This is a genomic window from Paenibacillus sp. FSL R5-0749, assembly GCF_038595085.1.
Lineage (GTDB): Bacteria > Bacillota > Bacilli > Paenibacillales > Paenibacillaceae > Paenibacillus.
This window is the reverse complement of the sequence record NZ_CP152005.1, coordinates 833,083-852,186: the sequence shown is the minus strand read 5'-3', so window position 1 is coordinate 852,186 and position 19,104 is coordinate 833,083. Positions and strand designations below refer to the sequence as shown.

The following is a 19,104-nucleotide window of genomic DNA, read 5'->3' as shown; positions in this document are numbered from 1 at the left end:
GCATAACCCCTTTTGCCATTGAAATGTTACCCCTTCGTTAACGCGACTCTCGCACAATAATGATCCACATAATTCGTTCGTTCTCCGGGTCTGTTCATGATCGCTTGATGCATCTCCTTAAGGACCTCTACGGAAAAATCCATCTCCCGCCACTTCTCGTAGCGGATTCCGAACCCCAGAGACTCCCACAATTCCAAATTGCTAAGCTCGTGACTTCCGAACGGCTCCAGCAAAATAAGAGGGGTACCGGATGCAAGCGAGTCGATTAATGTGCCCGCTCCCGGCTTGGCCACGATAGCCATCGCCTCCGAAGCGATATCGAATAACCAATGATGATCAACCTCAGCGGCGTATGACTTCGTGCCTTCTCCCGTTATTTCGATGTATGGCGGAAACTCGTGCAGGCCGTTCGCATTCTTCACCCATGCACACCATTCCGGATCATTCATCCAATATCGGTGATCGGGATCGGGCTTCGCTTCCTTCCAATCGTAAGCTACGATATCAAGCCCGTAGCTATGGCCGGCAAGCTCTGGAATTGTACTTTGATAAGTGCCCATCCCCCAGCCGCCGCCATGAACAACAAGCCGCCGCTTCCTTGAGTCGAAGGGCATTGGCGTACGATGAAGAACCGGGATTTCGCATCGAATCTCCATCTTGTCGGTGTCATAGAGACAAGCATTGTAATAATACTCGTCGTAGTGAGGATGAAACTTCTTCAAGCTCTTCCAGGACGGGGCCAGATCTGAATCGACGTAGAGCAGGTCTACATGAATTCGATTCGGCAGCATCTTCTCCCTATACAAATCAAGAATATAGATCCAGTGTCCGGATAGCGATATGAATTCGTATCGGTCTTCCGCTTTCCACGCCTCCAGCAACAGCTCGACCAGGGCATAATCAATGCTGCCCCGGATATCCATCGGCATTCGGGCCGATAGATTGGCAAGTGCGAAATTATTGTGATAAGCCCTTCTGCTGTCTACAATATGATCCATCTTGTCTTGCTCCAAATAGCTTTCGAACACGAGTACTTCCGTCGCGATATCCCTTTTCTCGAAATCACTTGCAGCTAACAGACCGGGAATATAGAAACCCAGACCGAAACCCGAGCATAGAATCGTCACTTTCCGCTTACCCATAAAATTTCTTCCTCCATTCATGGCTTCAAGCGCTTCGGACTGCATCAGCGGGCGATCTTGAAGGATAACGACGACAGCACCTCCTTAACCTTAGCGATCAATCGTTCGTTATCCCATTCCCCTTCAATCAACGAATAATATAATCTGCCTTTCACCTGCTTATTCCGGATCCCCTTGCACTCATTGATGACTTTGTTAATAAGGAGCGTATTCGCGCTTAACGGTAAAATACCGAATCCTCGATCAGGCTTATATAGAACACCCTCGCGGTCCAGCGATTCAAGCAATTGATCGAATGATACATCGCAGGCAAACTGTAAATTCACATGCGTCATGCTCCCTGCCGTGTCGTGCTTCTTCAGGTAGCGGTCAACGTAATGCTTGATCAGACTCATCGATCTTCTGGCATTCACCTCAACAATCGGAACGATGCGGCCGTCTGTCAACAGCATGGAATCGACGCATACGTCGCCGTGATAACCCGACCGATAAAGCTCGCGAGCCGCCCGTTTCATTACATCAAAATACTTCGCTTCCTGCAGCATATGAAGCAACCTATCGTCTGCTGTATAGGAGCCTTGGTAAGCGAAATTGTGATTGACCAACTGCTGCACTGAGATATGTCGATAAGTACCGTCCGGATCGATGTGGAATTGGCAAGAAAAATCCAATTCCTTGCGGCGGAACGGCTCAACAATAAACCGAACCGTTTTTCCCTTGCTGCACTGATCGGCGACATAGGATGTGACTCGCCGCAAAATCGCTTCCGACTCGATCAACAAATTCCCTTTCCCCGATACCCCAAACTCATCTTTGATCAGGAAGGGTCCTTGATTCAGCAAAGTCAAGCCGCTTGCCAGCAGCTCTTCGGGAGAATAGACCGTCTGGCTGTCACACTGAAGATCAAGGCGACGGTTCAATTCGGTTGAATACAGCTTCGAATTGACAGTCTGAACCGTTTCGATAGCTGGAAAATCCTGTTCCAGCCCGTAACGCGCTGCAGTACGATCCGCCCCCGGAATGATTGCAAAGGGCGACAACCGGGCGCCATCCAGCAAGTAGAGATCCATGTCCCCCATTCGATCGGCTGATGTGAGCAGGTCGAATATATTGGCGGTTCTGCCTGCGCTTCCTACATCAGGACTCTCGAGATCGGTTGAATTAGAAAGAAATTTAAATCCGATCTCATGCAAATACGCTTTATGGCAAACGTTCATTCGATAGCGAGTAATGAGCCTATCCGGCGCCTCGCAAAATGGGAAGAGCAGCTCATCCATGGCCATCACGATATTCTCCATTTCAGGATCGTGAAACGACGGCAGTTTGGCTAGATTAGGGTCGCGCCAGAAGCGTTCCGCATCAAATGTCCCGATAATGAGCTCGAACTTGCGTCTATCGTTCATACAGGTGCTGTCTTCTGTAGCTCCGAGATATAATTGCAGAAGGTCGTTACCGACTCCATAAGATCGAAGTCGAATTGTTCAAAATCGATTTCAATACCGAAACGCTCTTCCACATTTAATACAAAAGTAATTAGCTGTAGGGAGTCCAATCCCCCGTCTTCCATGATGTTGGAATGCTCGTTCAAACGGTTTGCCAGCTCAGCGTCTTCCTTGATTTCGCTTATCATCGCTATGATTTGTTCTTGCATAGGTACCTCCCGTTTAATGGATATATTGACCCTGGTAATAATGGATCGTTCTAGCGAGTGCATCATGTAAACTGATCGCCGGTTCCCAGTTCATAATCGTCCTTGAAATGGTAATATCCGGCTTCCTTCTCCTTGGATCGTCTTCCGGCAGCGGGAGAAACTCTAACTGCGCGTTGGACTTCATTAACTCCTTCAATATTTGGGCGACTTCAAGTATGGTGACTTCCTCCGGATTCCCCAAATTGACTGGCTGTTCATACGTGGTGCTCATCAGTCTCACAATCCCTTCCAGCAAATCGTCGATATACTGAAAGCTTCTCGTCTGTCTGCCGTCGCCATAAATCGTAAGGTTTTGCTTGGACATAATTTCATTAATGAAATTGGTAATGACGCGTCCGTCATGTAGATCCATCTTCGGGCCGAATGTATTGAAGATCCGAATGACCCTTACCGGTATACCGTATTTCCTGTTCATCCAGTAGGTGATCGCCTCTGCATAGCGCTTCGCTTCGTTGTAGCAGCTTCTTGCTCCAATCGAATTCACGTTGCCATAGTAGCTCTCCGGCTGAGGGTGAACAGTTGGGTTACCGTAGATCTCGCTTGTTGAAGCCAAGAAGAAGGCAGCCTGCTTCTCTTTGGCCAGATACAGCAGATGCATCGTCCCTTCGCTGTTGACCCTCATCGTTTCGATCGGATAGGACAAATATTTAGGCGGACTGGCAGGGCTTGCAAAATGCATCACCCAATCGACAGGGCCTTCAATTGCGAGCGGATAAATGACGTCATGCTCGATAAACTTGAAATTTGGCGACCGTAAGAGATTGTCTATGTTGACAGTAGACCCGGTCAGAAAATTATCGACGCCGATAACGGAATGGCCTTCCCGCAGCAGCCTCTCGGCAAGGTTGGAACCGATGAAACCTGCAACTCCTGTTAATACAATGAATATTATGATCCCCACCCTTGCTTAAGGTTTGTGAAACCACTATTAATTCAATCGAACAGGTATAATGCTATGCATGAATCACAAGATGTCGGGTCAAATAAAAGGAGAGATTCTTGAGGTGAGCTGATTCGCTGTGGTTGTGCCGGAAAAAAGCGCTTGAAGCAATGCGGATCGTTGAAAGACAAGAAGGCGATAAGCTGTCAGCAAACGGAATCGTTAAGACAAGAGCAACAGTTTGGCTTACTCCATACGCTGTATCGCAACGATTATAATCCCGGCATCACTCCCTCCATAAATATGCCCGGATTACCACGGGCTTCGAGCTAAGGCTTCTATTCAGGTGCAAGAAAAGATATCCACAACTGAGATCATCTGCTCCCTCAACATTACTGAATGTCTACTTTCTTCAGCCATCGTTCAAGGAATATGGATTCTTCATTTTCTATATTCGTAATCAGCGTTTGTAAACTTTCGGAAATACTCGTATCCTTTGTCAAATTATATTTAATCGTTAGATTCACAAGGATCTTTGCTTTAATTTCAATAGCTGTGAATTCATCTATATGCTCTTGATTTAATTCAATTAAATGCTGATTATCGTACAAGTACTTGAATCTTAGCGTCATTATCTTCTTATGATCATAAAGTAAATGAAAGGGTCTTATATCAAGCATAGCCTTATGTTCCGATGTCTCTTTCGCATAATTAAATAGAGTTGTATATATTTGCATGCCGAAGTCAAGATTATGCCTGTCGCCCCCGTAGTTAAACATCTCCCAATACTCCGGCGTTTTCTTAGTGAAATAATTTCTTATCGAATTCACTAGGGTATCTGCACTGAATTTATCCTGATAATGATCATTGAATGTATACAGGTAAACCATTTCTCTCAGATAATCATGATTCGTTGTTAGATGATTCTTGTCGAACGCAAGATTGAAATCAGTAAATGATATCTCAGCCTGACTATACACCCCGTTCTTAAAAAAATCGGAAACATACAATATCTCTCTATCCAAATCATAGCCGTAAACAAATATGTCATGATGCAATTGAAGTTTATTGTAGCGATCGCTTAAGGGCACGTAGAAATAATTGATCATGGTATGGACATAGTTATTGGCATTAATATTTTCTACAATAAAATGAATAACAGAGTCCCATTTCGTTGTTACAGTATCTCTATGTAGCTTTTGAGTAGTAATCCATTTGCACGCATCCGAAGGCCGCAGCTCATAAGTCAGAGGGAAATAAAAATCTCCCCAATGGTGTTTATAATCTTTGTTAATAAATAATTGAATATAATTGCTATATATCCATGGGTGTGCGCACTCGTAATGGGTAAGGATCGACAAGAGATGAGCATGTTGCGTATAGGTTGTAATCATCGGATAACTGACCGGCAATATTTTTCTGCCCAATGTTTGAGTTGAATTCTTCAACCTTCGTTCACCCCTGGTTATTTGGTTAAATGGCTTAAGGATTCCGAATCAGTATATCTCATTTAGCAATAAGCGCTTCGTACTTGCTCTGTCCAGTTTTCCTGTCTTTGTTTTTGGAATGTTATCTACAATCCTCCATTGTCTAGGCACTTTATACGATGACAAATGCAATTTGCAATGTCGTGTCAGTGCATCTATATCAACCAGGCAATCATTAAAGACTTTCAGAAATGCGATGGGCACTTCACCTAACAAATTATCGTGTACACCAACAACCATGACCTCCTCCACTTCTTTCAAGCCGTACAAAAATTCCTCGATTTCTTCCGGATAGATATTGATACCGCCGGATATAATGATATTCTTCTTTCGGCCTGTGAGTATAAGACATCCTGATTCATTCCAATATCCCAAATCTCCTGTCTTCAACCAGCCCTCAACAATGGTAGCGTTCGTTAGCTCCGGGTTTTTGTAATAACCGAGCATCACATTCGGGCCCTTGACCCAAATTTCTCCGATAGCTGCTCCTTCAACCTCATTCTCTTCTTCGTCGACAAGACGAATAGAAACGTCATTGATGGGTGATCCACAGGATAAGCTGCGCTCTCCCCGTTCCATCATGCTCACCCGCGGAGAAGCTTCGGTCAATCCATAGGTTTGAATAATGTCCGAGTGAGGAAATACAGTCTGAAGATGGTCTACTAATTTCGCGGGAATCGCCGCACCGCTAATTACAATAAATTCAATTGAATCAAAGGCACTCCAGTTCTTTGACTGATGGAAATCGGAAACAAAGTGCATCAATTGCGTAGGCACCGCTGAGAATCCCGTGACCGCCTTATTCTGAAACAGTTTAAACGCTGTGCGCGGCAGCAAAGGCAAGCTGATAAGTTTAATTCGGGTTCCATATAACATGCAAGAAATCAATTGCGTGACAATCGTAGAACTGAAATGAACGGGCATCGTTACAAGAAACGAATCTTGATCCGTATACCCCACCTTTCCGCCATGTGCCAACGCATTCGTTAATACATTCCAATGGGATAACATAACGATTTTAGATTTTCCGGTTGTGCCTGATGTAGGAAGGAGAATCGCACATTGATTGGGATTGGACTGATTGGTTAACGAGATCGATTCGAACGCAGGCATTGGTTCTTGCGATATATCCTGAGCGGTAACCCAAGGAATATCGCAATTTAAATGCGCAGGCTGTGCAGATTTGCTGATAACCAATTTGGCGTCACTGGCATTTAAAATATTTTCAATTTCAGTATTGGATGCCGAATAAGGAACCGGTACTAACACAAAACCGCAGAATTGAATGCCAAGCGCCGCAAAAATGAACAAGGGCTCATTATTTGTGTATAATGCAAGATGACTTCCGGACTCAAGCTCAAAATTCTTGTGGATGTATAAAGCAATCAAATAAGCTTCTGTCATCACCTCTGCGTAAGTCCATTGCTGCTTTAGATCTTCAAGGATAATATGATCTTGGCGATCAGAGGCCTCTAGAAATAGACGCTGAATGATAGTCATCATAGCGTTTTCTCAGTCAAATAATTAAGGATTAATTCAGTCGTGGAGAACTTCTCAAATAACAGATCTTCATCAGGGATCGAGATATTAAACTTCGATTCCATTAAAACAATAAGCTTGACGAAGCCTACTGAATCGATCCCTTGGTCCAACAAACGGGTATCGTGGTCTTCAGAGTACTCGATGTCCAGCTCAGCAAAAATTTCATCTTTCAAGATCAATTCTATTGATTTAGACATCATATTCCCCCGTTAGATAATCTTTAGAAAGGCTGATTAAAGAGGATGGTATACGTGATGAGCAAGTGAAAGTAATTGTGCAGAAGAATAAGTCCATAACGATGGACAAGGTGAATTTGCACTGAAAGAGTTGTTTGCATAGTTGTATGCAGAGATTCTGCAATTCATGCTGGAGGCGGAGTATGACACGATGCAGGACATAAAAAGCTTGATGCGAAGAGTACAACGACGGAAGTACTTGAGGGTTCCTTCGTCAACATCGCAAAGCCTAAAGAAAAAAGCATTTTCCCAAGCAATGAAGCGTTGCTGAAAATGCTCTACAAAACTACGATGAATGTCACTCGTAAATGGACAGTGCGTGTACAAAACCGGGAATAAGTACACCATCAAATCTCCATTTTCTTCCTCGGCGGAATTGAACTATATTGCGTAAAGTTTTGCTTGGGAGCGTTTACACTAGTAGTTTTACAGCACCAAGCGCCTGATATATTAAATATAATTACATATATGCCAATTGTCAACAGTTTCGAAAAGCCCGTTGATGCCCTCTGGAATTCCATTGTCATCTGGCTGTTCCTAGTATTACAGGTACAAAAAAAAACACGGAAGAACAACTCCGTGCCTATATAAAGCAAGACGGTTCAATCAAAGCCATACATTACATATTTCCAATCCTCAATCAATAAGGAAGTTGGAACAACGAGAGGCGTAGGAATTAGTCCTGCCCCTTCCATTTGAGCATCGCCACCGACTCAACATGCACCGTGTGTGGGAACATATCCACTGGCGTTACCTCAACCGTGCGATACCCGCCATCCTCCAGCACACGTAGATCACGTGCCAACGTGCTTGGGTTACAACTCACGTACACTACGCGCTCCGGCTTCATCTCCAGGATGGTATCCAGCAAACGTGGATCGCAGCCCTTACGCGGTGGATCGACAACAATTACGTCGGCTTCGATGCCTTGTTCTTTCCAGCGTGGAATAACGTCCTCGGATGCGCCAACTTCGAACTTCACGTTACGCATCTCGTTCAAGAGCGCATTGCTGCGAGCATCCTCAATCGCTTCAGGTACAATCTCTACCCCGTACACTTGATCCGCATGTTGTGCGAGGAAAAGAGAAATCGTTCCAATGCCGCAATAGGCATCAATTACCGTCTCTTTGCCGCTCAGTCCGGCATATTCTACCGTCTTCCCATACAGTACTTCCGTCTGCACCGGATTCACCTGATAGAACGAACGCGCCGAGATCGCAAACTGTACATCACCGATATAATCATAAATTACATCACGGCCCCACAGTACTCGGGTCTCATCGCCAAAAATGACGTTGGTCTGTTTCTTGTTCACATTCTGGCAGATGCTCGCCACATGCGGAATCGCTTCACGGATACTGCCGATCCATTCGTCTTTGTACGGAATATCTCGACCATTGGTGACCAGTACGAGCATCATCTCGCCTGTACGGAACGCCTTCTTCACAACCACATGGCGCAGCAAGCCGCGACCTGTCTCTTCGTTATAAGCACTGATTCCAAAATGACTGCCGATCTCCTTCACCTTCGCAACCACTTCGTCGTTATGCTCATGCTGAATAAGACAGCTCTCCATATCGATGATCCGATGGCTTCCTTTGGCGTAAAATCCACCTACCAGGCCACCCTCGGTCACACCAATTGGCACCTGTGCCTTATTCCGATAGCGCCATGGCTCGTCCATACCCATCGTAGACAGTACACGAATGCCCTGCTCCGTATCTTCTCCGTTCATGACACCTTCAAGGCGAAGTCGAATACGATTGCTGCCGATCATTTGCACTTCAGAAGTAGCCGGTTCAGTTGTCTGATTTGCATCACCAACTGAAGCGTCATCCTGCACGTTGGATCCCAACGTCTCCGCATCCTCCACCATCACGTTCAATTTGCCAATCCGCTGCAAATTATCTACGACCAACTGGCGTTTCCACGCAAGCTGTCCGGCATAGCTCATATGCTGGATCTGGCAGCCTCCGCACTGATCATAGATCGGGCAAGGCGCGGACACACGATCCGGGCTGGCGTTCACGATCTCCAGTAACTTGGCGTAGCCATACTGCTTCTTGGTTTTCATCACGCGCACGCGTACGGTTTCACCTGGAAGCGCACCCTGCACAAAGAGCGTGTATCCATTCGCACGACCTACGCCCTCACCGTCATGGTTCATACCAATGATGTCGATGACGGTCTCTTCATTTTTGCTAACGGGCAGCCCTTCGATTGGTGCAGATTCACGCGCTCTCCCCTTCGGACGAACGGCAGAAAGAGATGCGCTTTGTGACCGCACCTCTTTTCCTTGCTGACGTGATGATTGACTTGGCTGACGGGACGCTGAAGCGTTCCCTTGCCCCTGAGAGGCAGCCGAATTCCGGCGGTTTTTTCCACGACCGCTGCGGTTCGTATTAGACAACGTACATTCACTTCTTTCTTCTTATATAGTACCCTGCCTGTGCAGGCGAGGGAAAAATCTCATTTTTCATTTTGTTCCTGATTCTAACGAATCTGGCATACCTTATTCACATCAAAAATAACGTTCCGAATTTCTAATGAACTTCAGAAACGTTATATCAACCTCAGATGGTGTTTTATGACCTTATTAGATCATTTTCTCCAAAATAACGACGTTGAGATTCGTTCGATTCGCAGCTTCGGCGATTTCGCCACTTTTAAGGCTTTCTGAGTTCGTTAAGCTCAGACGCACGGTGACCACATGAGATTATACGCGATCCCACCGTACACAGCAACTGGAAAATCCACTACCATCCGCCTTACCGCAGAGCTGAATCCAACTCTCCTCAACAGTTATGCGATACTGTGCAACCACCGCTGCAGCTTCATAGCTTTTCTGAGGCGATCAACATTGCTTTTCGCAAGCGACCCCTAGTGCCCCCAGCATCCACATTTTTAACGATACAATTGCAGATGATGCTTGAGGTTCGTAAATGTGGCTGGCAGCGTGCCGCCCAACTCTCCATCGAGGTTCAGTTGCACATAGCCTGGCGACGTAACTTCCATATGACTTGTCTGGAAATGAACCACTTTCTTATCGTTCAGATGCTCCCCACGCAGCGCGAGCGTGACGAGGCGGATCATATCAGCCAGATTACATTTGCGGACACCGATCACATCGAACAGACCATCGTCAATGGTTGCACCTGGAGCCAACTTCTCGAAGCCCCCGACCGAATTGGTATTGGCGATGAGGAATAACATGAATTCATCATGAATCTCTTCCTGACCGTCGGCGCGAATAATCAGCTCCTGAGGAGACAGGCTCGCCATTTTCTCAATACCCTTCATATAATAGGCCAGTTGCCCAATCATCGTTTTCAGACGACTCGGTACTTCATAGGTCAGTTCAGTTAATGATCCGCCACCGGCGATGTTGATAAAATATTTATCATTCGCTTTGCCCAGATCGAGCGGACGAAGCTGCTGGTTAATGACCAGATCCACGTAATCTTCCCACTGTCTCGGAATGCCGAGTGCACGCGCAAAATCATTCGTTGTTCCCAAAGGAAACACACCCAGCGGAGGACGGTTCTCCCGCTCGGCCATACCGTTGATGACTTCGTACAACGTACCATCGCCACCAGCAGCAATAATCATGTCATAGCCGCGTTCAATCGCGAGTTCAGCTTCGCGGGTTGCATCACCTTCACCTGTTGTTGCATGACATGAAGCTTCAATACCACCTTGATCCAAACGCTGCAAAATATCAGCCAGACGTTTCTTCATTTCTTCCCGGCCTGAGGTCGGATTATATATTAAGCGAGCTTTTTTCATCTCATACGCCACCTATTCCACATTATCCATGAGTCTATACGACCTCATAATCTTACCTTGCATCAGTCCACAAAAGGGCAAAACTTTAACACAACAATGAACTTCCGTTCATTCTGCTCTAATCTTTCGTCTTACCTATATCTATGCATCAGGAATTCCGTCTCATTCCAAAGCCTTTAACTCCTATCATATCATCAAATGTAAAGATGTCCTAGCCTATAATCTATAAGTATATTTTTTCATATATGTACCCACTAATCCATCTAATACCCAATAAACATCCTGCACCAGTCCTGAATCTTTCCCACTGCCTTTTATGTAAAATAGTCTCATTATTCAACCATTCTGCCCGCTTGCACAGGAATTAGTCTTCGGTTTCGATACCTTCATCTGATTATGACATGGATATACTACAAATTTACAAATCTTAAGATAAAAAGATAAATAATATAAACCTTTTTACACTATAGTCTTAGTGCACCCTCCCCCAGCATCACACCTTATCAGCGAAGGAGAATTAGGAATGAAAAAAATTGTGTTAATGCTCCTGGCCTTTCTTATGGCATGTGTTCCTTGGGTCACCGTTGTTGAAGCAGCGGAGATTAATCATGATCAGGTTGTCGGATTTCAGGAACTCTCACCCGTTACCGTGACACAACAAGCAGCCAAGCGTTTTCAGCCTTTTCTCAAAGTCTATCATGGTTGTGTGCCTTTCCCCGCAGTGGATCAACAGGGCAATACCAGTGCTGGTTTGAATACGTCCGGGTCATCGAATGGAAACTGTAGCTCCAGTACAGGACAGATTTACTCCCGTTCCGCTTGGCACAATGGGGTGTGGGCTATCATGTATTCGTGGTATTTCCCCAAAGACTCCCCCTCCCCTGGACTCGGCCATCGTCATGATTGGGAAGGTATCGTCGTGTGGGTGGATAATCCGGCAGCGGCCAATCCCCAAATCCTCTCCATCGCGTATTCCGGTCACGGCCAGTTCACCAACGTCACACCGAGCAATACCAATACACAAGGTAACCATCCGTTAATTTCCTATAATAGCACCTGGCCGCTAAACCATGAACTTGGTGTTACTAACACTGTTGGGGGAACACAACCTTTAATCGGATGGGACGACCTGACTTCTGCGGCACGAAATGCGCTTAATACTACGGACTTTGGCAGCGCCAACGTACCTTTTAACGATAACAATTTCACGAACAATCTGAACAAGGCTTGGTTTAGGTAAAAAAATCCCCTTCAAGTGAACGGTTCACTTGAAGGGGATTTCATATGAAGTGATTCGTATCACGATCGCTATAGGTTCAGCTGATACTTGCCGCAAGGAAACTCCTCGGAGTATAGCTCTCTTTACTCGAAGTATCGGGCGTTCTCTCGTCATCGTATCTCCGTCTCACTTCAGCCAACCTCAAAATCCAATTTTTCTGCCAGCTCGCAATTGTTTGTACCAGAAGTATACGGTGCAGCCCACACAATAGCCCACCAAGGCGGCACTTGCAGCTGCAAGAAGCATGACAGCAAATAGATAACCTGCGACCGTCCAGCCAAGTGAAAATGAAATGATCGCCAGAGAAAGGAAGAGCACAGCCAGAATATTGTTGAATCGCTGCAGCTCCACTGCCTGCGTTTCTGTCCCTTTATCGGTCAACACAACTTTCCCAATTTGCACAAACAGATTAAGCTTTCCACCGGAAGCCAGACCAACCACCTGAATGCTCCACAGCGCGCCCAGAACTACAAGTGGATTAAACACAAAAGAAAGTAAAACAAACAACACAATACCGACCTGATTCGCTTTCACATAGCGCATGGGCACTTCTCGCATCAGAATATCACCTTATTCCTATTTTATTAGTTGGTTTTATTGTAGTCGGTATTGGGTTAATGAGCAAGAGTACACTTTATTTAAGGGGAGTAAAATCTCTTTTCAGCACGTCCCAATGGGGTGTCGGGATACCTGTTGTCTTTTTCCAATCGTTAAATACATTATTTAGTGCCTCAATCTCTCCAAAAGAACCCGCAATCAGCTTATGGATTGGAAGCACACTATAGATCTTCAACAGAAGGTACAACGTCCGTTGATGCTTACGAATCATTTTAGCCTGAATCTCCGGTATAATCGTTATGCCCATTGCCTCAAGTACGCTGAAGCCCTCATCCATCGCCCTAATCATATGATGAATTTGCTTTCTGTTCCCGTCCAACTTGATCAACTCAAACTTCTCATTAAAGCTCACTGCATTCAGCATCAGAATGGGCACAATATGGCTTTTCAACCAGGCATCAATATCGCTTAGAACATTCAACTTGTATTTCACATGTTGGAAAGCTTGATCCAGCAAAGGTTTAAATTTGATATCACCGTCCAGACTGCCAATCACCATTTGTCCGCTGCCTCCACCGATCGATAACATGCGGTCTTTTTCACGCTTCCCTCCACTCACGTGGAATCCAAACGCGATCTGTTTTGCCACCTTGCTGTTTGCCTCCAAAAAGTTTTGCATGCTTCGTGCATCTGCGTTGTTACCTACGATTACAATATTGCTGCTCTGATTGTCTGCCAGAATAGGTAATATTGAAGGAAAATCATTATATTTCATCACAACAAAAATCAGATCATATTGGTCATCCACCTCCAACGTTCTGGTGACCCGAACCGGATCAACTGTCGTTTTGAATTGAAACATATGCCGGATGACGACTCCATCCTTCTCCAGCTCCTCTGCCCGCTTCCCTCTAGCCAGAACAGTGACATCATTGCCACCGCGTACCAGGACGTGCGCCAGTTGACTCCCCAGAACCCCCGCACCATACACTAATATTTTCATTGGTTATCCCTCAATTTCATATTTTATGAATAATCGTTGTTTTATCAACATTTGTTGATAAAATAAGAGTAACAAAGCACCTACTATGCTTCAATCGTTAAAATATCCGCTTTTGTTGAATAATCAACGAATGTTTCCTTATTGTTGAAAACCATCTATAGGAGGGGCCATGGACAGACGAGTACTCAAGACACGAAAGGCGATAATCGAAGCTTTTGTCGGGTTACTGGAGGAACAGGATTTCGAGCAAATTACGATAAACGATATTGCTGATCGGGCTAACGTAAACCGAGGAACCATCTATTTGCATTACGCTGACAAGTTCGACCTGTTGGATCAATGCATTGAGACCTATTTGCAAAAGTTGTTGGATGCCTGCATGATCGAAAGCTCTACTACAACACCTGTTACGGCCAAGGATGCGCTGCTCAGAACTTTCCGTTATCTGGAACAGTATGCCTCTACCTATACTACACTTCTAACCAAAAAAGGTATTCCGGCATTCCGTAGTAAGTTGATGACATTGTTGGTCCAGGGAGTACAGGATCAGATGGATGCCTGTGGCATCCAGGAAGGTATGAAAAAAGAGATTACCCTACAGTTTCTTGCTTCCGCTGCTGTAGGCCTCCTGGAGTGGTGGATTATGAATGCCATGCCTTATCCGGCCGAGGAGATCGTTGACCAATTAATAGATCTACTGGAACTACATCTGAATTTGCACGCTCCCATAAGTGGGTAACCTGGCCCTCGTTCGAGTGTTCGAGTGGTCTACAACAAACAAAAAACCACGTCCTTGGACGTGGTTTTGATATACTTCACGAAGAAGCTCCAACCTCATTACATCTATCCAGCAAAATCTGGATCTGGCGCTCCAGCCACTGCCCAAGCAATGGATGTGGCAACAGCGTCTCACCACTATACTCATAATCCAGTTCCTTCAATCGGTCCGGGATTACGTTCCTCGTGAAGTAACCGGCACTCAAAAACAGCGGCGCCACAATAACCCGGTTCCCCCGCTCTTCGCTCCAATACTTCACTTTGTCATACACGCTCTCCGGATTTAGCAAGGCATAATCCGTATGGGCTACACCACTAACTTCCTGCACAAGCTCTGCAAGGGAAGAAATTCCGGCTTCCCAACGCTCGCGAAAACCATCATGAATACTCCCATGTCCCACCAGCAGAATCGTCTCCTGCTCAGGCTGCTGCGAGAGTGACTTGACCTTATCCCACACCATCACGGCAATATCCGGATCGTTATCTACTGGATAACCGAAGTGAACCCGAGCCTTGACATGGAACGGCTCCAGATCCGTTTCGCGATCAGGTGTTTCCTTTGCACCAATGGCATATTCAATTTCATCCACATGTGTACTCCCGGATGAAACAAATAGAGGTACGACCAGAATATCGGTTACGCCTTGTGCTTCTAGTCGGTCGATACCGTCCTGGATTAAGCGTCCTTCCACTAGTTCAAGAAAACCAGCTTCAACTGGCAATGGAATAGGCAGATTCAACCGGGAGATCGCGTCATCGACGGATTCCACCCAGGTCTGCTCCTGTGAACCGTGACTGATGATGAGTACGCCCGGCTTCTTCATGTTAGCGTCCCAGGCGTTCCAGCGTCATTTTATAACCATCATTGCCGTAATTCAGGCAGCGTTTGACACGTGAGATTGTAGCTGTGCTCGCACCTGTCTCTGCTTCAATCTGGTTATACGTATTGCCTTTACCCAACATACGAGCCACTTCCAGCCGTTGGGACATGGATTGGATCTCGTTTACTGTGCAGAGGTCATCAAAGAAAACATAACACTCTTCAATATCTTTTAACGTCAAAATAGCCTCAAATAGTTGTTCAATGCTTTTATCATTTAGCTTTTTCAGCTGCATTTCATCATCATCCCCTAGCGGTTACTGTGTACCTACATTGTACTCACACTGAGTTGGTATTTCAAGCGTTACCGATTTCACGCACTACAGAATAAAAATACATGTTACCGCTTACAAAAGGTACTATTGTCCTCCCCTCGCGCACATCAGATGAAATTACCCCGCTATTTCCCAGTTTTCACCTGTATATATCCGATTACTTATGTAGGATTTCAACCCGTTAAATTGTGACAATTTTGTGTCTAAACTACATTTTACTCTTTGACAACCTGCCATCATGCCATGCGCCCAAATCCGCAAATATCCCGTTTTCCGGGATACCCGCCTACGCCGTCTCTCCGCGAATGACATACAGTATAACAAAAGGGAGTTCCACTACCGCATATGATGTACACTGTCATGAAACTTGTGGAACGCAATTCCGAAATCCAATAGAAGGAACGTGATCGTTCATGCCACAGCATTATTATCACCGCCAGCCAGCACAAGGGCACCGACCGTCTTCTCATACACATCGGCAGGCACATACTTCTGCCTATGTGCCGCCCGGTATGGTTCAGCGGTCTTTAAATGAAACTCAGATTCAACCGATGTACCCTGGAGTAGAGCCCCATTACCCGGGCTTCGGTGAAGTCGAAGCATCTGCAGTCGTACCCTATGGGCAAGGTGTAGCTGGAGGGAACTTATACGGAGGTGCAGCACAGGTTGTTGCCCCAGCTCCGGTACCGACACCTGCTTCTGGCAGTTCAGGCTTTTCATTAGCTAACATCGGTGAGTTAAAAGGAATGATCGACCGTTTCGGCGGTATTGATGGAATCATGAGTGGAATAGGCAAAATGCAAAAGGTCGTCGGCGGCATCCAGCAGATGGCTCCGATGATGAAACTCGTTATGGGCATTCTGCCTTTTGGAAAAGGTAAAAGTAATAACAGCGCGGCTGACGCAGACTATGAAGAATATACACCGCCCCGGAGACGGAAGCGCAAGCGGACGAATAAACAAACGAGCACTCCACGTCGTCGCAACACAACTCCAGTACGCCGCAAATCCAATTCCACGAAGCGCCGTCCCAAAAGTCGCAAACGTTAAACTCATCCAGGCACCCCCATACAGAAGGTGGGTGCCTTAACCGCGTTCATCACTACACACATAAAATTCCAGGAACCTATGTTCTTATTTCTGCAACTTTGAGGTATACTGGATAGTAACTAAAGGAGGCGGACCATGGAACTTTTCAAAGACAAATACACGCCCGCATTAATCGATCGGACAGGCGAACTGTTGCATCAATTCTACCCAGAGCTGGATACACAGCTATTTCATGAATTGGTTTTCGCTGAAGGCTGGGGACAGTTGGAATTCAAAGGGCGCATTCGCCGAATCACACTGGCGTTGACCGAAGTGCTGCCCAATAATTATGAAGAAGCGTTACATATTATCGAACAAGCCGCTCCGAATATGAGAGGTGTTGAATATCTGTTTGTACCGGATTTTATCGAAGTGAACGGACTTGAGCCGGAGGATTACGAGTTATCCATGAAGTATCTGACCCTCTTCACACCTTATTCCAGCTCCGAGTTTGCGGTACGCCCGTTTATTGAACGTTATCCCATGCAAACGATGAAACATATGATGGCGTGGGCAGATAGCCACAATGAGCATATCCGCAGACTTGCCAGTGAGGGGAGTAGGCCACGTTTGCCATGGGGCGCCAAACTTCAGAACTTTATCACTGATCCAACACCTGTACTTCCGATTCTGCACGCATTGAAACAGGACGAGTCCCTCTATGTGCGCAAAAGTGTTGCCAATCATCTGAATGACATCTCCAAAGACCACCCCGAACTGGTCCTGGATCTGGCCACCACCTGGTATGGACAACACGCCCACACAGATTGGATTGTCCGGCATGCCAGCAGGTCCTTACTGAAGAAAGGACATCCCAAAGCACTAAGTCTTTTTGGTTATAACGAGCAGGATTCCATTCACATTGAGCAGCTTCAGCTTGTACAAGATACGATTGCCATTGGCGAGGATCTTCATTTTTCATTTGATGTTGTTAATGAGAGTGGTGAGTCACAGATGCTGCGAATTGAATATGAGATGGGTTATATGAAGGCAAACGGCAAGCAGGCTCCCAAACGATTCAAATGCTCTGATAAAATGTATCCGACAGGCAGAACCAAGGTAGCCACCAAACAGTCGTTCAAAATCATTACAACGAGAAAATACTATGCCGGATTACATACGCTAACGATTGTAGTGAATGGTCAAGCGGCAGCAACAACTTCTTTTGTTCTTGAAATGGAGTAACAGGAAGCAATCGTAAGTTATACACATCTCACTCCAAAGAAATACTTATTCACATGTGGATAGAATATTTTTAGCATATCTATAGCAGCATCAGAAAGGCCACCTGGCAAACATCATCTCCCTACAGTTATTTCTGCCTGAGATCATGACCCAGTGGCCTTTTTTATATGTAATTCTAACTGCAATTCCCCTTACCTACCCTCACCGCTATCCAAATGTAACACGTTCTACTTAAACCATCCACGCTTCACAAACCAGGCCACCATACTTCCGCCAAGCACAAACATCAACAGCAGCACCGCCCCATACCCAAACTTCCATTGAAGCTCAGGCATATAGGCAAAGTTCATGCCATAAATACCCGCGATCAGCGTGAGCGGCATAAATACAGTCGTAATCACCGTAAGTGTCTTCATAATCTGATTCATCCGGTTGGAGTTCAGGGAAATATAACTGTCGCGCAGGTCGGCCGTCATCTCCCGATCGGCTTCAATCATGTCCGTCAGCTTCAATAAATGGTCATAGATATCGGTAAAATAAGCCGTATGTTCGCCTGTTCGCTGCACATGCTGGGAGTTCACCACTCGATAGAGCAGATCCCGCATCGGTACAACCGTTCTTCTGAGCTTCAGCAATCGGCTTCGCAAGTCAAACACCTGATTCATCAGGTCTTCAACGGACTCTTGTCCACCCCGGTTCTCCAGTTCAGCCAGTTCATCCTCAATGGCAAATAGGGACGGAAAATAATGATCGACCAGCTTGTCCATCACCGTATAGGCCGCTGCCACCGGACCCCGGGCCCAGATCGTACGTTCATGTGCATGATGCAATAATCGCTCCCACGCTTCATCCACTTCCTCCAGTACACCATGATGAAAGGATACAAGGAAGTTCGCTCCGAGAAACAAGTCAACCTCCTCGGCTTCCAGTGTGGACGGGTTCAGTGCATGCAGTACAAGAAACTGCAGATTTTCATAATAATCAAGCTTTGGCCGCTGCAACACATGCAGACAGTCCTCAATAGCTAAGGGGTGAAAATGAAAATATGTATCCAGCAAACGGCTTTCCTCTTCCGTTGGCTGGTTAAAATCCGCCCATACCCAGGCGTAATCGTTCAGATCCAGCTGTGTAAGCGGTACGTTCACGGAGACTTGATGTTCTCGTGTAATGGCGAGTGTACGAATCATAAATCAGACCACGTCCTTGTCCTGTATCTTTACGTCATTGTACAACGTTAACCATAGACACGTCTCCCACGTGTCCCCAAATATCCAC

Annotated in this window: 18 protein-coding genes; 4 read left to right on the top strand and 14 right to left on the bottom strand. The window is 45.9% G+C overall.

Features of this window, described 5'->3' with window-relative positions; translation table 11 throughout:
* Positions 1-26: 26 nt before the first annotated feature.
* The 9 genes from MKY85_RS03915 to MKY85_RS03875 form a co-directional block, all read right to left on the bottom strand.
* On the bottom strand, positions 27-1,142 hold the full coding sequence (locus MKY85_RS03915) for a UDP-glucuronosyltransferase (RefSeq protein WP_342571829.1): 1,116 nt from the start codon (positions 1,140-1,142) through the stop codon (positions 27-29).
* Positions 1,143-1,186: 44 nt separating this feature from the next.
* On the bottom strand, positions 1,187-2,545 hold the full coding sequence (locus tag MKY85_RS03910) for a hypothetical protein (protein WP_342571828.1): 1,359 nt from the start codon (positions 2,543-2,545) through the stop codon (positions 1,187-1,189).
* Positions 2,542-2,793, bottom strand: coding sequence for a phosphopantetheine-binding protein (locus tag MKY85_RS03905; RefSeq protein WP_339239517.1), 252 nt, complete (start codon positions 2,791-2,793; stop codon positions 2,542-2,544). Before MKY85_RS03905 ends, MKY85_RS03910 begins: the two co-directional genes overlap by 4 nt.
* Positions 2,794-2,806: 13 nt before the next feature.
* Positions 2,807-3,754 (bottom strand): NAD-dependent epimerase/dehydratase family protein, encoded by a 948-nt coding sequence (locus MKY85_RS03900; protein ID WP_342571827.1) that lies wholly within the window; start codon positions 3,752-3,754, stop codon positions 2,807-2,809.
* Between the two features lie 371 nt (positions 3,755-4,125).
* On the bottom strand, positions 4,126-5,181 hold the full coding sequence (locus MKY85_RS03895) for a hypothetical protein (RefSeq protein WP_342571826.1): 1,056 nt from the start codon (positions 5,179-5,181) through the stop codon (positions 4,126-4,128).
* A gap of 48 nt (positions 5,182-5,229) precedes the next feature.
* Positions 5,230-6,723 (bottom strand): class I adenylate-forming enzyme family protein, encoded by a 1,494-nt coding sequence (locus MKY85_RS03890; protein ID WP_342571825.1) that lies wholly within the window; start codon positions 6,721-6,723, stop codon positions 5,230-5,232.
* The gene (locus MKY85_RS03885; protein ID WP_342571824.1) at positions 6,720-6,959 is read right to left on the bottom strand and encodes a phosphopantetheine-binding protein; all 240 of its coding nucleotides are present in this window, start codon (positions 6,957-6,959) and stop codon (positions 6,720-6,722) included. The genes MKY85_RS03890 and MKY85_RS03885 overlap by 4 nt, the downstream gene beginning before the upstream one ends.
* A 715-nt stretch (positions 6,960-7,674) precedes the next feature.
* Complete coding sequence (gene rlmD, locus MKY85_RS03880; RefSeq protein ID WP_342571823.1) at positions 7,675-9,408, bottom strand: 23S rRNA (uracil(1939)-C(5))-methyltransferase RlmD; 1,734 nt, start codon at positions 9,406-9,408, stop codon at positions 7,675-7,677.
* A 494-nt stretch (positions 9,409-9,902) separates the two neighbouring features.
* Entirely contained in the window at positions 9,903-10,784 is an 882-nt protein-coding gene (locus tag MKY85_RS03875) for a diacylglycerol kinase (RefSeq protein WP_074093499.1), read from the bottom strand.
* Positions 10,785-11,307: 523 nt separating this feature from the next.
* Between MKY85_RS03875 and MKY85_RS03870 the strand changes: the two genes are divergently transcribed.
* Positions 11,308-12,024 (top strand): NPP1 family protein, encoded by a 717-nt coding sequence (locus tag MKY85_RS03870; RefSeq protein ID WP_339239511.1) that lies wholly within the window; start codon positions 11,308-11,310, stop codon positions 12,022-12,024.
* A gap of 180 nt (positions 12,025-12,204) precedes the next feature.
* Here MKY85_RS03870 and MKY85_RS03865 read toward each other — a convergent pair whose 3' ends face one another.
* Both MKY85_RS03865 and MKY85_RS03860 read right to left on the bottom strand, forming a co-directional pair.
* A complete protein-coding gene (locus tag MKY85_RS03865; RefSeq protein WP_339258807.1) occupies positions 12,205-12,621 on the bottom strand; it encodes a DUF4395 domain-containing protein in 417 nt (138 codons plus the stop codon).
* Positions 12,622-12,697: 76 nt separating this feature from the next.
* Positions 12,698-13,624, bottom strand: coding sequence for a 2-dehydropantoate 2-reductase N-terminal domain-containing protein (locus MKY85_RS03860; RefSeq protein WP_342571822.1), 927 nt, complete (start codon positions 13,622-13,624; stop codon positions 12,698-12,700).
* Between the two features lie 169 nt (positions 13,625-13,793).
* Here MKY85_RS03860 and MKY85_RS03855 point away from each other — a divergent pair, with 169 nt between their 5' ends.
* Positions 13,794-14,363 carry a TetR/AcrR family transcriptional regulator gene (locus MKY85_RS03855; protein ID WP_342571821.1) on the top strand — a complete coding sequence of 190 codons (570 nt, stop codon included), beginning with the start codon at positions 13,794-13,796 and terminating at the stop codon, positions 14,361-14,363.
* Positions 14,364-14,439: 76 nt separating this feature from the next.
* On the opposite strand, the gene MKY85_RS03850 is transcribed toward MKY85_RS03855, so the two are convergent.
* Both MKY85_RS03850 and MKY85_RS03845 read right to left on the bottom strand, forming a co-directional pair.
* Positions 14,440-15,225, bottom strand: coding sequence for a CbiX/SirB N-terminal domain-containing protein (locus tag MKY85_RS03850; RefSeq protein WP_342571820.1), 786 nt, complete (start codon positions 15,223-15,225; stop codon positions 14,440-14,442).
* A gap of 1 nt (position 15,226) precedes the next feature.
* Positions 15,227-15,517, bottom strand: a complete 291-nt coding sequence (locus MKY85_RS03845) for a YerC/YecD family TrpR-related protein (protein WP_017690665.1) — start codon at positions 15,515-15,517, stop codon at positions 15,227-15,229.
* 452 nt (positions 15,518-15,969) lie between these two features.
* On the opposite strand from MKY85_RS03845, the gene MKY85_RS03840 reads away from it, so the two are divergent.
* Both MKY85_RS03840 and MKY85_RS03835 read left to right on the top strand, forming a co-directional pair.
* Complete coding sequence (locus MKY85_RS03840; RefSeq protein WP_342571819.1) at positions 15,970-16,605, top strand: tyrosine protein kinase; 636 nt, start codon at positions 15,970-15,972, stop codon at positions 16,603-16,605.
* A gap of 135 nt (positions 16,606-16,740) precedes the next feature.
* Positions 16,741-17,829 (top strand): DNA alkylation repair protein, encoded by a 1,089-nt coding sequence (locus MKY85_RS03835; RefSeq protein WP_342571818.1) that lies wholly within the window; start codon positions 16,741-16,743, stop codon positions 17,827-17,829.
* A 227-nt stretch (positions 17,830-18,056) separates the two neighbouring features.
* Here the strand turns inward: MKY85_RS03835 and corA are convergent, their stop codons facing one another.
* Positions 18,057-19,016: a magnesium/cobalt transporter CorA gene (gene corA / locus MKY85_RS03830; RefSeq protein WP_076333421.1), complete on the bottom strand. Its 960-nt coding sequence runs from the start codon at positions 19,014-19,016 to the stop codon at positions 18,057-18,059.
* Between the last annotated feature and the right edge of the window lie 88 nt (positions 19,017-19,104).